The organism is Coleofasciculus sp. D1-CHI-01 (assembly GCF_040218875.1).
In the GTDB taxonomy this organism is placed as follows: domain Bacteria; phylum Cyanobacteriota; class Cyanobacteriia; order Cyanobacteriales; family Coleofasciculaceae; genus Coleofasciculus.
In genome coordinates this window covers 33,940-48,749 of sequence record NZ_JAVJQP010000047.1, presented here as the reverse complement: position 1 = coordinate 48,749, position 14,810 = coordinate 33,940, and the positions used below count along the sequence as shown (strand labels likewise).

Annotated in this window: 9 protein-coding genes; 2 read left to right on the top strand and 7 right to left on the bottom strand. The window is 44.7% G+C overall.

Translation table 11 applies throughout. The features are described 5' to 3' along the window. Positions 1-512 precede the first annotated feature (512 nt). The 7 genes from RIB93_RS08725 to RIB93_RS08695 form a co-directional block, all read right to left on the bottom strand. Positions 513-1,229 (bottom strand): PEP-CTERM sorting domain-containing protein, encoded by a 717-nt coding sequence (locus tag RIB93_RS08725; protein ID WP_446372264.1) that lies wholly within the window; start codon positions 1,227-1,229, stop codon positions 513-515. 292 nt (positions 1,230-1,521) lie between these two features. Then, on the bottom strand, positions 1,522-2,847 hold the full coding sequence (locus RIB93_RS08720; protein ID WP_446372262.1) for a DnaJ domain-containing protein: 1,326 nt from the start codon (positions 2,845-2,847) through the stop codon (positions 1,522-1,524). Between the two features lie 240 nt (positions 2,848-3,087). Then, entirely contained in the window at positions 3,088-4,989 is a 1,902-nt protein-coding gene (locus tag RIB93_RS08715; protein WP_446372260.1) for a S9 family peptidase, read from the bottom strand. A 379-nt stretch (positions 4,990-5,368) separates the two neighbouring features. Then, positions 5,369-6,052 (bottom strand): ribonuclease III, encoded by a 684-nt coding sequence (rnc, locus tag RIB93_RS08710; RefSeq protein ID WP_446372268.1) that lies wholly within the window; start codon positions 6,050-6,052, stop codon positions 5,369-5,371. 324 nt (positions 6,053-6,376) lie between these two features. Beyond that, on the bottom strand, positions 6,377-7,141 hold the full coding sequence (locus tag RIB93_RS08705) for an NYN domain-containing protein (RefSeq protein WP_446372258.1): 765 nt from the start codon (positions 7,139-7,141) through the stop codon (positions 6,377-6,379). 334 nt (positions 7,142-7,475) lie between these two features. Next, complete coding sequence (locus RIB93_RS08700; RefSeq protein ID WP_446372256.1) at positions 7,476-8,441, bottom strand: heme-dependent oxidative N-demethylase family protein; 966 nt, start codon at positions 8,439-8,441, stop codon at positions 7,476-7,478. A gap of 85 nt (positions 8,442-8,526) precedes the next feature. Further along, entirely contained in the window at positions 8,527-9,081 is a 555-nt protein-coding gene (locus RIB93_RS08695) for a peroxiredoxin (protein ID WP_446372254.1), read from the bottom strand. 923 nt (positions 9,082-10,004) lie between these two features. Between RIB93_RS08695 and ppsA the strand changes: the two genes are divergently transcribed. Together ppsA and RIB93_RS08685 are read left to right on the top strand one after the other, a co-directional pair. Beyond that, complete coding sequence (gene ppsA, locus RIB93_RS08690) at positions 10,005-12,506, top strand: phosphoenolpyruvate synthase (RefSeq protein ID WP_446372252.1); 2,502 nt, start codon at positions 10,005-10,007, stop codon at positions 12,504-12,506. Between the two features lie 261 nt (positions 12,507-12,767). Further along, positions 12,768-14,810, top strand: coding sequence for a sensor histidine kinase (locus tag RIB93_RS08685; protein WP_446372250.1), 2,043 nt, complete (start codon positions 12,768-12,770; stop codon positions 14,808-14,810).

Here is a 14,810-nt window from a genome sequence, read left to right as displayed (position 1 = left end):
TTTGTAGGAAAGTTATCGGTTATGTTTTGATAGGTTAGTCCCTAAACCCGCCCCTACAGATTGGGTTTACGATAACGCAATTAATTTAGTCGGCGCAGGCGGACTTTGTTTGTGTAGCTGCGATTTCCAATCGCCAGGGCTGTCTAATCGCCAGGGCTGGGGGAGGGCGGGTTTTGTAGGAAAGTTATCGGTTATGTTTTGATAGGTTAGTTCCTCAACCCGCCCCTACAGATTGGGTTTACGATAACGCGATCGCATGTTTTCATCTGTTACATGTCAATTCTCACCATCGGCTGTGGGAAGGCAGTTATAGTTCCCCTTCTCCCTCGATGGGAGAAGGGGTTAGGGGATGAGGGTGAAATGGTTCGATGCGTGTGAGTACATAGCCTAAAAGCTTACTATCATTGGTGTTTACCTTAAGATATAACCCGATTGAGCCAGGGCTGGGGGAGGGCGGGTTTTGTACGAAAGTTATCGGTTATGTTTTGATATGTTAGTTCCTAAACCCGCCCCTACAGATGGCGTTTACGGGAAGCTATACCAACACCCGCCAGTGCGATTAAACCCATAATAGACGCAGGTTCAGGGACAGACTGAGAGGGATTGATTTGATCTCCTGTGACTAAAATATTATCAAACGACAATAACTCTGTGGATGCCGTCGTGTTAAGCTGCACTTTCACTTGTAATGTACTACCATCACCGATCGCTTGATTCACCGTTTGATTCGTGAAAAGTCCAGACTGGGTAATTAAGTCAGCCGCCAGAAACTCAACATCATCCAGTAAATAGGACACGATAAAGTAATCTTTTTGACCAATCGGGCTGTTGTCCTCATGTTCAAAACTGACATCACTGGCGAAAGTATCCAAGGATAACGCCAGGTTCGTAAATCCAGAAATATCGAGTTTTGGACTCAGCCACGCTGGAAATAAGGGATCAGGATTGCCCCCAGAGGTGCATCTTACATTCGGACAACCCGCGTTTGTATCACGAGCGGTGAAGGCTTCAGCCTCGACTCTGAAGTAATCGTTGGAGTCAAAGAGAGCCGCATCATGCAACTCAATCGACCAATCTACGCCAACTACGTCTGTAGCCGCTCCGCCTGTTGCTCCTTTGCCGTTTTGACCAGAGAAGTCTTCCGCATACAAGGTAAGGGCTTGTGCATTCTCAGAAACAAAGATTAAACCTAAGACTACACTTAAACTTGCCAATAAGGTTTTTTTCATAGCTTTTTAAGCATACTGATAACTGTATACTGATAAGTGTACTGTTATCTAGCGTAGAGTGATTACGTTTGGCAAAGCAAGGGGATTAACTTAACTTCATCAGTTTTTCATATAACCTCAACTAAACTATAAGGAAAGTATTACTTTAAATTATGCCCCAAATGTCCGGATTGAGTTAGTTTGGCGATAATATCTAGAATCGTTTCCAGGATTTCCTATTTTATTTAGGGAGTGTGTAAGTTTACACAAACTTAATGAAATGTCGGCTGGGTACAGTGTCTCGATTGCCTCCTCAAAAAGATGCCATTCCCAGCATCGTCATAAACGCCCAATAGGAAATCCATCCACTGACTAAAACCATCACCGGAACCAATAACGCGGCTGTCTTTTCTGAGAAATTGGCGATTTGCGTGCAACCACTATACAGCGTCAGAATCGTGTAGCAGCTAGTGAATACGGTGATCATCACCATGAGTTGACTCGGCAAATTGGACGAAATACCATTAGCGATCGCTAAAATAGTTAATGGCATCAATGTCGCGCCAGCCAGGAAACTATCCCCCGCCAAACTACCCGGATAACGCCGAATCAATCGCGCGATCGCACTCATCGCGACTAGAATGATAAACGGCATCATACCCACCCCAATTAACGGAACCAGGGAAATAGAAACCATATCCCGCCACCCTGTATAAATACCCCAGACAAAACAAGCATCAAAAATCGCCGCCAATAGGAATCCTACCACCATGGCGCGTTGAGCATCGAGACGGGCAAAACTGGGTAATAGCCCCCCCATGGGATTGAGTAAAAAAGACTTAATTGTAAATAGCGTGTCCCCTAGTAACCCTTTGAGATAACGGATAGGATTTCGTTTCCGGGAAACTCCCCCTTTTCCGGGTGTCTGTTGCAGAGTTCGCAACGTTTCCTGAACTAACCGATAGCCTGTTTTATCTCCTTGTTCACGTAACAATTGTGCCGCTTGGTGAAAATCCGCGATCGCGCTTTCAAATTCCTTCAAATCTTTATGGGCTAAACCTCGCTGATAATAAGCCTGAGCGTGAGTAGAATCATACGCGATCGCTTGAGTATAGGCATCAATCGCCGCCTGACTATATCCCAGTCGATAACGCGCTCTCCCTTGGTAATAATAAGCTGGGGCAAACTGAGAATTAATCCTTAATGCCTGATTACAATCTTGTAGTGTTTTCCTCGCATTTCCTAGTTTATAATGCGCGGCACCCCGTTCCACATAAGCGTCTACAAACTGAGGATTTAGGAAAATCGCTTGATTACAATCCTTAACCACCCCCTGATACTTTTTAGCCAACGCCTTACTAACTGCACGCACATAGAAATCTTGAGCCGTCATTGACTCAGTTTTAGGCGGATTAGACTGAGGTTGAACCTCTTGGTCATACTGACGCCGCTTTTCCTCATCCGACAGCACCTGATACGCCTCACAAATCACCTTAAATCGCTCCGTGGCGTCTGGATTATCAGGATGCAAATCTGGATGGTATTGACGCACAAGGCGACGATAAGCCTGTTTGATCTCCTGTTGGGTTGCGCCAGGAGAAATCTCCAGAATTTGATAGTAATTATGAGAATCCTGCATCTGATTTTGTAGAGACGTACCATGGCACGTCTGTCATAAAATGGCGTATTTAATCGATAACTTTACTACTGATATCGTTTCCGGTTATTTATCCAATTCTATAAAATATTCATTCAAATCCGCTAACTTCCTCTGCGCCCTCTGCGTAAACCTCTGCGCCCCTCTGCGTTAAAACAACATAATTCCGTAACCAATTTGACTGAAGAAAAGGGCGCAAGCCTTGCGCCCCTACCTTTGGGTTTAACTAACCACTCCCGAATGACCCTTAATTTCACCAATCGGTTCAAAGCGCCCCTCTAAATACTTACTCAGAAACTCTTCCGCGATCGCGAAAAAGTGCAGCCGATTCTCTGGACGAGCAAATCCATGTCCTTCGTCCGTATAAAGGGCGTATTCAATTGGTTTATCTGCCTTTCGCATCGCCTCAACAATTTGTTCACTTTCCGCTTGTTTGACTCGTGGATCATTCGCCCCTTGACCAATCAGTAACGGTTTCTGAATCCGGTCAATAAAAAATAAAGGCGATCGCGCTTTGAGAAACTCCTCCTCAGTCTCCAAATCACCCAAGCGATGGGCAAACAAAGCTTTCATCGGTGCCCAGTAGGGTGGGATACTTTGCATTAACGTCACCAAGTTACTCGGACCAACAATATCCACCCCAGCGGCAAATACCTCTGGGGTAAAAGCTAATCCCACTAATGTGGCATATCCGCCATAGGACCCGCCCATAATTGCCACCTTGTTCCGATCCGCAATCCCTTGGTCTACAATCCAATTGACGGCATCAATTAAATCATCATGCATCTTTGCCGCCCATTCACGATTCCCGGCATTTAGGAATGCTTTCCCGTAACCTGTAGATCCTCGGAAATTGACTTGCAGCACCGCATAACCCCGGTTTGCCAACCATTGCACGGTTGGACTATAGCCCCAAGTATCTCGCGCCCAGGGTCCACCGTGAACCAACAGCACCGTGGGTAAATTTTTCGCCTCAATTCCAACAGGTGTGGTGAGATAGCCGTGAATCGTTAAACCATCCCGCGCTGGGTAGGAAATGGGTTGCATTGATGCGAGTTGCAAGGTTTCTAATTCCGGCTGATTGCTAAACAGTAAGGAGTGGGTTTTAGCCTCACGGTTATACACATAGTAATAAACCGGACCATCATCCGTCGCGTAACCAACCAACCAAGTATCATCGGCTAACGTGCGATTGGTAATGGCAAATTCACCCTCTCGGATTTGCGCGATCGCGTTAAAGTCATCAGCAATGCTTTCATCCAGAATTTGCCATTCCACTTTATCCTTATAAAAGGACACCGCCTGAATCCGGCGCTGAGTTGGATGAATGACCACACCACCGATATCATACTGCTCATCAGCCGCCATAACGGTTTCTTGGCGGGAGGCTAAATCTAAAGCAATTAACCGTTGGGCATTGGCATCGTGCGATCCACTAATATACAGGGTTTTGCCATCCTGAGAAAAGGTGACGGCTGATCCTTCATCATCGGGTCCCCAATGGCGTAATAATTCAAAGGATTTATCGGGAGTCTGGCGAAATAACAGATCAGAACCGCCATCTGGCGTCGCTGCGATCGCGCCCCGAATCTGGAATTGAGCATCAGCCACCCAACTAACAATATTACCCGGGTTATCAGTCTCAAACTCGACTGCCCCATTATTCAGATTAACCCGATACACATCAAATTTTTGGCGATCGTTGAGATTCATTCCCACCAAGATTTGATCAGGAAACTCTGGATCAAGGTCAATTGGTTGGGCTTTCACGCCTTGGAAGGGGGTTAAATCGCGCACTAACTTGGATTGGACATTCACCAAGTAGAGGTGAAAGTTTTCGTCGCCGTCTGAGTCTTGCAGATAAATAAGCTGGTTCGGATTGTATGTCCAGACATAAAGGCGAATCCCCCGCTTTTGATCCGCCGTTAGCTGCTGATCATCATCTTCTCCCACGGTTCGTAACCAGACTTGCAACACATTCTTCTCATCTGGGGCGATATAAGCCAAATACTTCCCATCGGGGGATAGCTGCGGGCGAGTGCGATCGGGGTTTCCGAATAGGGTTTCGCGGGGAATTAAGGGAGGTAGTGCTTGGGATACTGGAGAAGTCGTTGCCGTTGCCATTTTAGTTTACGGATTCAATTGCTGTGATTGTCTTAGAGATACTGTAACGAATCTGGCGTGTTAGAAGCTACTCAGGGGTAAGCCCAATTATCGAGCGGTACAGCTAACATAGTGGAATGGGGTGTCGGTTGGCTTGACGCTGGAAATCCAACCAGGTTTTAGGCGAAAGCCCTGATTACGAACCCAATTTAATGCATCAATTTTGTCATGCATTTAAATCGGGTATTAGTAGTGAGCAAGATGCAAAGCCTGCGGCATGGCTTCGCTAAACGCACTACCTACAAATATTTCGCCGTTATTGACATTAAGGTTTAAATGCCGAACAGCTTATACAATTCTAAATTATTTAATGGGACTCCATTAGGGGGATCACGCAGGTTTATTCAACTTCAACCTTTTTAAGCGCTGCTTTCGCCGCACGTTTTTCAGCATCTTGTTTACGGCGACCTTTTCCAACACCGTAAACTTTACCTTTTACGCGCACTTCAGCCGTGAATTCCTTGGCATGATCGAGTCCAGACTCATCGATAATAAAATATTCCGGGTTCTCAACAAAGTTAGCTAACGCCCATTGCTGAAATCGACCTTTGGCATCTACTAAGTTGTTGGGTTCAGTATCGGATGTAGGAAAAGCTATACTATCAGCTACATCTCGGAAAAGTGGTGCAAACAATTGGCGAACGGCGTCAATCCCTGATTCTAGATAATACGCCCCCATATAAGCTTCAAAGGTATCACTGAGTAAAGCAGGATTTTGCCGACCCCCTTCTTTATCTGCACCTTTACCCAATCGCATCAAGTCACCGATACCGAGTTGACTGGCAAATTTAGCCAGTTGTTTCTCGTCCACTAAATTAGAACGTAGACGGGTCAGATGAGCTTCGCTTAAATCTGGGTAACGATTGTAGAGGAGTTCACCGACGACAAAACCTAATATGGCATCACCCAGGAATTCCAAGCGTTCGTTATGTTCACCTGCGTCTGGATGTTCGTTGACGTAAGAACGGTGTGTTAGGGCATTGAGTCGGAGCGTTTCATTTTTGATAGTCGGAAGTTGACGCATTTCTAACTTACTACTTGTGGGAAAGGTTACTAGCATAGAAATTTAATGTTCAAAAGTAATGAAGTGAAAGGGTTGCACTTTTCACGGTATGTGGTGCCTCTGTAGGGGCGGGTTTCACTACTATCTTTTCTGGTTGCACCCAGATGTGACTAAACCCGCCCAGACGCGCCATGGCGCGTCTCTACAATAGTGTCTAGACTTCCCGTGAAAAGTTATTTGAAATGGTTTGATATAAATAAACGCGATTAGCGCGAATTTAAATCACCTCAGTTATACTAAGTAACCGAGATGATTTAAGTTTATTTACATCTAGGCAAAGAATATTTAGGCAAGTAATTGATTTCTCTTACTCAAAAATAATTCTCGCTCTTTACCTGTCGTTTTGGCGTAGACTATACCCTCGGCAATCGCCGCATTAACCAACTTACTCAATTTCGAGAACGTTGTGCCATCAGATTTACAAACTAATGGGAATTTACTACACTTAGGGAAATGCGGATTATGACGCATCAGTTTGCCAATCTTGGAAAGGGATGTACGTTGACCCTGGTTTAATGCTGTTTGGATGGCGTTTCTCAAACAATCAATTGCCTCCTCGTAAATAAGCTGGGCTTTAACAGAAGTAGTCTGAGGGTTAGTTTTAACTTGAACTAACTCAGGCAATTTGTCTACAAAATAGAAATCATCTTGAACAAGCTCAACTAGCCTTTGTTTCACATTTCCTCGTTGGGCAAAGATTATCACCTTTTTGCCCAACTCTTGCAAAATACGAACCAATGAGCAAAAATCTCCATCTCCAGACACAAGAATAATTATGTCCGGAGAACGATTACTTTCTATATCATCCAGACAATCCGCTTTCAATTGGTTATCGGCGCTGTTCTTGAGAGGACAAGGAACATCACGACAGTCAAATCCAAGATTGGATAGAGGTTCTTTGGCTTGAGCTTGGTTTGGACATTGTGAATTATAGTAGACATTTTGGTCAAGCATAAGTCCTTGTGTTTGAGCAAAAGACAGCAATAAATGAGCTGACTTTTGCATTGAGTAGACGTTCTGAAGATCCCAATAAACAGAAACTAACGTCATGGTTTTTGTCCAATTAATAATGGTTAACTGGACAGCATTAGTAGATCACACATCTAGAGGTAACAGAGATAATGCAAGAGATTTCCATAAAATCTCCATATACTTATCTGCAACTACCCTAACTCATGGTGAAGTTGTTAGATTAAAGTCTCAGATTCAGGATACAAGCCTTACAGCCACTCTAAAGTTGTAAACCTTGTATCCTAAAGCTGAGACCGCAACCAACATCTTGCACATTAGCTGGCGAGATATTAATGCTGTCTAATGAAACCATAACCTATCCCAGACTAAATGTCAATCATTTTTTACCTGACTATGCCACAATCTCAGCAAATTATTGGCTGTGGCTAGTTGGTTCCCTTTTCATAACAATGGTGGGGTTATCTAAATTATTCGCGATCGCTCCAGTTTTAACTATACTGCCCAGATATCCCAGAAGCACTTGGCGGATCGGTAAAATGTTTTTGTACTCCTGCATCTCAACTGGCATGTGTTGAATGATCTCTGCTAGACTCTCCGCCATCTGGGGATGATCTTCAAGCACTCGCAAAGGATACACGTAGGTACGCACGGTAAATAAAATGTCACCACTCTGGGTTAACCGTCTTAATGTCTGGCGTTCTATTCTCAAAAACAACTGATCCCCAGCGTTTTGGCAATTTATCATTTTCTCCCAACCGGGCTTTGCTTTGTCTGGGGGAAAGAAAAGTTCGGGGGACTCCACAATACTCCAGTTTAATCGCCAAACCGGATGACTAGATTTGAGGCGATTGAACACACTATCCACAGGATGCGCCAGCTTTTCAGAATATCCCGGAACCGGGGCGTGGATTTGAGTCAGGGGACACCCCAACTTTTCTCGCAGTCGCCAACGCAAGGGAAAACAGAGGGAGGCGGCGACTAAACGATATCCTTGACGCGATCGCTCCATCAATAATAAATCCTCCTGTACCAGACGCCCAGCTAAATCCAAAGGTGCTGACTCGAAGTCCGGGATATGCCAAACTTGATTTGTTGCGATCGCTTCAATCGTTTGACCCTGGCGGCGATAATGCTGGGGAAACTGTTTCAGCAGATGATCCAGCAGTAACTCTAGCACCTCCTGCTGACTGGCTTCGGTTCCAGGAAGACTGGCAAATACCTCTGTATGTCGAGTCCTGAGTAGCGTATCTTTTTGTAACAAATACTGGACAAACTGGTCATCAATTTCAATCCAATCCTGGGGATCAAGGGCTTTGAGACTCATGCTCATTTGCCACTTTCCCTCGGCAAAGGGTAGATATAGGGGTGGGCGGATCATATTAAGTTTTTTGTGATAGTTCCCCTTCTCCCTCGATGGGAGAAGGGGTTAGGGGATGAGGGTGGAACGGGGTAATAGATGAGATTTAAGTCACCGATCGCAACTCATCTAAATGTGCTAGTACCTCTGTACTGTGAATCGCTGGTCGAACACCGAGAAATATCTCCCGCAAGATACCATCGGGATCAATCAAATAAGTATGACGTAGGGAGACAAAGCCCATCCAAGACCCATACGCCCGACTCACTGACCCATCTGTATCTGCCAAAAGCGGGAATTTCAACCCCTCTGAGTCACAAAAATCGGCATGGGAGTCCACATCATCCGCACTCACTCCCACAATTTGGGCATTTCTCTCTATATATTTGGGTAAATCTTGCTGAAAGCGACGAGCCTCTAAGGTGCAACCTGAGGTGAAATCCTTGGGATAAAAGTACAAAACTACCCATTTCCCCCGGTAATCGGAGAGCGATACCTTGCCATCTCCACTATTGGTGGGTAAGGTAAACTCTGGTGCTGGCTCGTTTAAGGGTGGTTGTTTACCGCCGAGAGCAGAAGCAGCGGGAGTGACGTTTAACCAAGTCAAGCAAGCCAGACAACTTGCCAAGAGAATGCTCACAAGCGTGCGACGAGAAATCATGATCGATACAGCGTGTTTGTTTTACATAAGTTTACAATCCAAATTTAGATCTTGTCAGAATCTGGGATTGCGCTATCATGTCTAGCAAGGCAATAATCGCATTGTTTTAACTATTCAAAATTTTTAGGGACGTTTGGATGAAGACAATCCGCTAGACTAAGCCTATAAATTCCCTAGTTTAATTATAGTGACTTGGTTTCGATAAACACAAAGATATTACGGATAGATAGACAATATTTGATCCTTCTATCTGGGGATCATTGAAAAATGGAAGACATCTCAAGGAAAAATGTATAACCAGCAGAGCTATCATTTGGGTTACCCCTCGAATAAACAATATCTAGGTTGTTAATAGCCCTAGAGTTGGGTGGATTTAGTGCTGATTTAAATTAGGGATTACGGCTTGTTTATTTCTCAATAGTCTGCTATGGTAGAACTGTTCTGAAATAAAGGACTGTGACTAAATTACTCGCTCTCCTAATAAGTAAGTAATTATTCTAAGTAATTATTCAAGGAGAACGCTAGAAGAAGTTTGCAAGGCTACAAACCCGCCAAAGCGCGACAAAGTGTGGATTGAGCAAGTGTGGATTGAGCTATTTATTCCCGAATTCAAGGCCTTAAGTCAAAACCCAAAGGATTGATAAACATCAATTAAATATATCCTGACTATAAGGATGGGAAATGATAGTAGATTCTGATGGCTTTAACTCTAAACTTGAGTAGAGTGTTAGATTGGCGATGACTATAATTGTAGCCAGAGTTGCCAAAAAACAAATAAATGTGTAAATCGCTACGAATTTAATTGTGAGGTATGGTTCTATAAAAAACAGCCGAATCCTAAAGAAAATATTACCTAAAGGAATTTTTTCGGCTGAGTATCGGTAAACTGACATACTGAAACCAAAAGTAGGAGGAAATGCTTAATGGTTGCAGCTACTGAAACAACAACATCTCAATCATCCAAAGAACAAGCTCTCATTCTGTGGTTTGAAGAGGTAGGAATTGTCGATGTTCCCTTGGTGGGTGGTAAAAACGCCTCCCTGGGTGAAATGATCCGACAACTGACCGCTAAGGGGGTCAGGGTTCCCACCGGATTCGCGACGACGGCTTATGCATACCGTTACTTCATTAAGGAAGCAGGTTTAGAAGAAAGGCTACGCGAACTGTTTTCAGACCTCGATGTCGAGGATATGAACAACTTGCGCGTCAGGGGTAAGCAAGCGCGGTCTTTGATTCTCAATACACCGTTCCCAGAAGACCTCAGAACCGCGATCGCAGAATCTTACCTGAAGCTGTGCGAACGGTATGGTGTCACCGCTGAGTTTTGCGATCGGTTCGAGCCGGAATATCAAGAAGAGTGCAAGGAGAAAAGCCAAGCTGTTGACGTAGCCGTCCGTTCATCCGCTACGGCTGAAGACTTGCCCGATGCCAGCTTTGCAGGTCAGCAAGAAACTTACCTGAACGTCTACGGTGTCCTGGACGTCTTAGACTCTTGTCATCGCTGCTTTGCCTCCATCTTCACTGACCGAGCCATCTCCTATCGCACCCTCAAAGGGTTTGATCACTTTGATGTCGCCCTGTCCGTTGGGGTGCAGAAAATGGTGCGCTCTGACTTAGCCTCCTCTGGTGTCATGTTCTCCATTGACACAGAAACAGGCTTCAAGAATGCCGCCCTAGTCACCGCCGCCTACGGTTTGGGCGAAAACGTTGTTCAAGGTGCTGTCAACCCCGACGAATACTTTGTCTTCAAACCCACGCTCAAGGACGGGTATCGCCCGATTCTCGAAAAGCGCTTGGGCAGCAAAGAAATCAAGATGATCTATGACATCGGTGGTTCAAAACTGACCAAGAACGTACCCGTGTCAGAGCCTGAGCAAGTCAAATACGCGATCAACGACGAAGAAATTCTGCAACTGGCTCGCTGGGGTTGTATTATTGAAGACCACTACTCCGAAGTCCGGGGTGTCTACACCCCCATGGACATTGAGTGGGCAAAAGACGGGGAAACGGGTGAGTTGTACATCGTCCAAGCTCGTCCAGAAACCGTCCAATCCCAGAAGTCCAAGAGCGTCCTCAAGAGCTATCAGCTAAAAGGAACCTCCGAGGTGGCGGTCACCGGTCGCGCCGTTGGCGAAATGATTGGTCAGGGCAAAGCCAAAGTGATTCTGGATGTCCACCGGATTGATGAGTTTGAACCCGGTGAAGTCTTAGTCACCAACAAGACTGACCCTGACTGGGAACCGATCATGAAACGGGCATCAGCCATTGTCACCAACCAAGGTGGACGTACCTGCCACGCGGCAATTATTGCTCGTGAGATGGGAATCCCAGCGATTGTTGGTTGTGGTGATGCTACAGGTGTGCTTAAGAGTGGACAAGAGGTCACCGTTTCCTGTTCCGAAGGGGAAGAAGGACGGGTTTACGAAGGGCTTGTACCCTTTGAAGTCCAAGAAACCCAACTGGAAAACCTACCCACAACCCGCACCAAGATTTTGATGAACGTGGGTAACCCAGAAGAAGCCTTTGGTTTGGCGGCGATCCCCTGTGATGGCGTGGGATTAGCCCGCTTAGAGTTCATCATCGCTAATCATATTAAGGCGCACCCCTTGGCACTGCTAAACTTCGACAAGCTCGAAGATGCCACCGTCAAGCGGGAAGTCTACAAAATGACCTACCTCTACGAACGTAAGGCGGACTTCTTCGTAGACAAGTTGGCGCGGGGTGTGGCAATGATTGCAGCGGCATTCTATCCCAACCCAGTTGTGTTACGGATGTCCGACTTCAAGAGTAACGAATATGCCAACCTCCTCGGCGGTCAACAGTTTGAGCCGAAGGAAGAAAACCCGATGATTGGCTGGCGTGGTGCGTCTCGTTACTATGATGAAAACTATGCCGAAGCCTATGGGTTAGAGTGTCAAGCGATCAAGCGAGTTCGCGATGACATGGGTTTAACGAATGTGATCCCCATGGTTCCCTTCTGCCGTACCCCTGATGAAGGGCGCAAGGTGCTGGCAGAAATGGAGAAATACGGCTTGAAGCGCGGCGAAAATGGACTGCAAGTCTATGTGATGTGTGAGATTCCCAGTAACGTGATCTTGGCTGATCAGTTCAGTGAAGTGTTTGATGGGTTCTCCATTGGTTCCAATGACTTAACTCAGTTAACCTTGGGTTTAGACCGTGACTCCGGTTTGGTGGCTCACATCTTTGATGAGCGCAACGACGGGGTTAAGGAAATGGTACGGATGGTGATTGAGAAGGCGAAGAAGAATGGTCGTAAGATTGGTATCTGCGGTCAAGCGCCTAGTGACTATCCTGAGTTTGCCAAGTTCTTGGTTGAGTTGGGAATTGACTCAATGAGTTTGAACCCTGACTCGGTGATGAAGACACTGTTGATGGTGGCTGAAGTTGAAGAACAACAAGGCTAAGTCTTGAGTGTTTAGCGTCTGCGTCCCTGATGGGGCGTAGACTTGAGAAAGAGCGATCGCATTTCCGGTGGGAGGTGCGATCGCTCTTTTATAGAAGGTTTATAGCCTTTCTCATAAGATGAGAGGGGGTGAGGGCGCAAGCCTTGCGCCCCTACATTCGTCTCTTCTATGGGTGTACTTGTTCGTGGCTCGACCCCATCGATGGAACTCAGGTATAATCTTAAACAGAGCGATTGGCTGTCAAGTTACAGCGATAAAATCATGCATTTTAAGTTTTCACCCAATATCCTGAATAGGTTAGGTGAAGAACTGATTCCTAATCCTGACCAAGGAATTATCGAATTGGTCAAGAATTCTTATGATGCTGATGCGACCCAATGTACAGTAGAGCTTATCAATACTGACACCACAGGTGGTTCAATCCTGATTTCAGATAACGGTATTGGTATGGATCTCGCTGCTATTAGTGAGGGATGGTTTGTATTAGGTCAGTCGAAAAAAGCAGCCCGTGAACCTACTGATTTGGGACGTATACCTGTTGGTGATAAAGGATTAGGTCGGTTAGCTGCGTTGAGACAAGGCTCGAAAGTACACTTAAAAACCCGACCTAAAAATGAACCTGAAGTTGAGTATTCTCTGACTATTAATTGGCAAGATTTTGAGCAAGCATCTGTTGTGGAAGACATTTCCTTCAATGTCCAAGAAGATATGACTAACTTGCCACAAGGGACGGAAATTTTAATTGAAGATTTAGGAATCAAGTTGGGGCGGCGAGAGGTTAAACGATTAGCCAGAGAACTTTTATTTTTAGCAGATCCATTTGATAGTGATATTGCTTTCCGCCCTAGGCTGATTGCTCCAGAATTTGCTGATCTTGAAAAACAAGTTAATGAATCTTATTTTGATGATGCTGAATATCATTTGAAGTCGTCAGTTAATGGAGATGGAATCGTAGAAGCTTCCGTCTTAGACTGGAAGGGTGAATTGCTATTTCAAGCAAAACATAGTGATATTTCTCAAGAACCTTACAAAACAGCACCAGCAGAATTTGAATTATGGGTATTTTTGCTAAACCCTCAAAGTTTCTCTACAAAAACAGCGTCTTTCGGACAGGTTAGAAAATGGCTATCAGAAGTGGGTAATATTCATTTATACCACAGGGGTTTGCGGGTGAAACCCTATGGCGACCAAGGAGATGATTGGCTGAATTTAAATTATGCACGAGCCAGAAATCCAGAGGTACGTCCCTCAACCAGTACCGTTATTGGTCGGATAATTGTCAATGATCCCAATGATCTGCTAAATCAAAAGACTGATCGACTAGGGTTTATAGAAAATGAAGCTTTTCTGGAGCTAAAGCGGTTTGCCATTGATGTATTGAACTGGATGGCTAAAGAGAGGCTGAAACAAACTGAAAATAGACGACAAATAGTTAAGCAAGAATCGAGTCGTGATGTTATTTCTGCTAAAAGAAATATTGAAAGTGTTATTGAAAAAGCGGTGCCACAGCAATCTCGTGACACAGTAAGCAAGGTAATTCAACAGTACGAAGAGGTAAAAGAGCGTGAAACAAAAGCACTACGGGAAGATCTTCAACTCTATCGAAGTCTGGCGACAGCCGGAACAACAGCAGCCGTTTTTGCTCATGAGTCTGGTAAACCCGTCACGTTAATCGAGAAAGTCGCTAAACGAATAGAAAAAAAAGGTCAAGAATTACCAGGAGAGATATATTTCAAATCTTTTGCAAAACCAGTAGAGATACTTTATAAAGTCAGCAAGTCGTTACTGAGTTTTTCCAGGTTTCCTTTGCATTTATTAAAGCGAGAAAAGCGTAAAACGGGTCGTGTGGAAGTTTATCGTGTCATTGATGATATACTTGAACTATTTGCTCCTTTTCTTCAAGACAGCAAAATAGAGGTTGTAAAAAGTAGTATTAATAATCAGTATTTTATTCTCGGAAGTACGGCTCTCTTAGAAGCGATTATTACGAATCTTTTGACCAATACCATCAATGCTTTTAATGTAGAAGGAACACGTACAGAAGGACGCCAGGTAATGATCGTTACTGAAATTATCGAAACTTACTTACAGATCAAAATTTTAGATAATGGTCTAGGAATTAGAGATATCAACTTAAATAACATTTGGTTACCAGGTCAAACAACTAAACCAGAGGGTACAGGATTGGGACTAACTATAGTCAAAGATTCAGTTACTGACTTGGGAGGAAAAGTGCAGGCAATTGCTCAGGGAGAATTAGGTGGGGCAGAATTTATCATAAAACTACCACTTGTTGGAGGTTAG

What these genes read in the sequence shown, in the direction of transcription:
- RIB93_RS08725 (WP_446372264.1), bottom strand. Translation starts at nt 1,229, where the DNA reads ATGAAAAAAACCTTATTGGCAAGTTTAAGTGTAGTCTTAGGTTTAATC.
- RIB93_RS08720 (WP_446372262.1), bottom strand. Translation starts at nt 2,847, where the DNA reads ATGCAGGATTCTCATAATTACTATCAAATTCTGGAGATTTCTCCTGGC.
- RIB93_RS08715 (WP_446372260.1), bottom strand. Translation starts at nt 4,989, where the DNA reads ATGGCAACGGCAACGACTTCTCCAGTATCCCAAGCACTACCTCCCTTA.
- rnc (WP_446372268.1), bottom strand. Translation starts at nt 6,052, where the DNA reads ATGCGTCAACTTCCGACTATCAAAAATGAAACGCTCCGACTCAATGCC.
- RIB93_RS08705 (WP_446372258.1), bottom strand. Translation starts at nt 7,141, where the DNA reads ATGACGTTAGTTTCTGTTTATTGGGATCTTCAGAACGTCTACTCAATG.
- RIB93_RS08700 (WP_446372256.1), bottom strand. Translation starts at nt 8,441, where the DNA reads ATGATCCGCCCACCCCTATATCTACCCTTTGCCGAGGGAAAGTGGCAA.
- RIB93_RS08695 (WP_446372254.1), bottom strand. Translation starts at nt 9,081, where the DNA reads ATGATTTCTCGTCGCACGCTTGTGAGCATTCTCTTGGCAAGTTGTCTG.
- ppsA (WP_446372252.1), top strand. Translation starts at nt 10,005, where the DNA reads ATGGTTGCAGCTACTGAAACAACAACATCTCAATCATCCAAAGAACAA.
- RIB93_RS08685 (WP_446372250.1), top strand. Translation starts at nt 12,768, where the DNA reads ATGCATTTTAAGTTTTCACCCAATATCCTGAATAGGTTAGGTGAAGAA.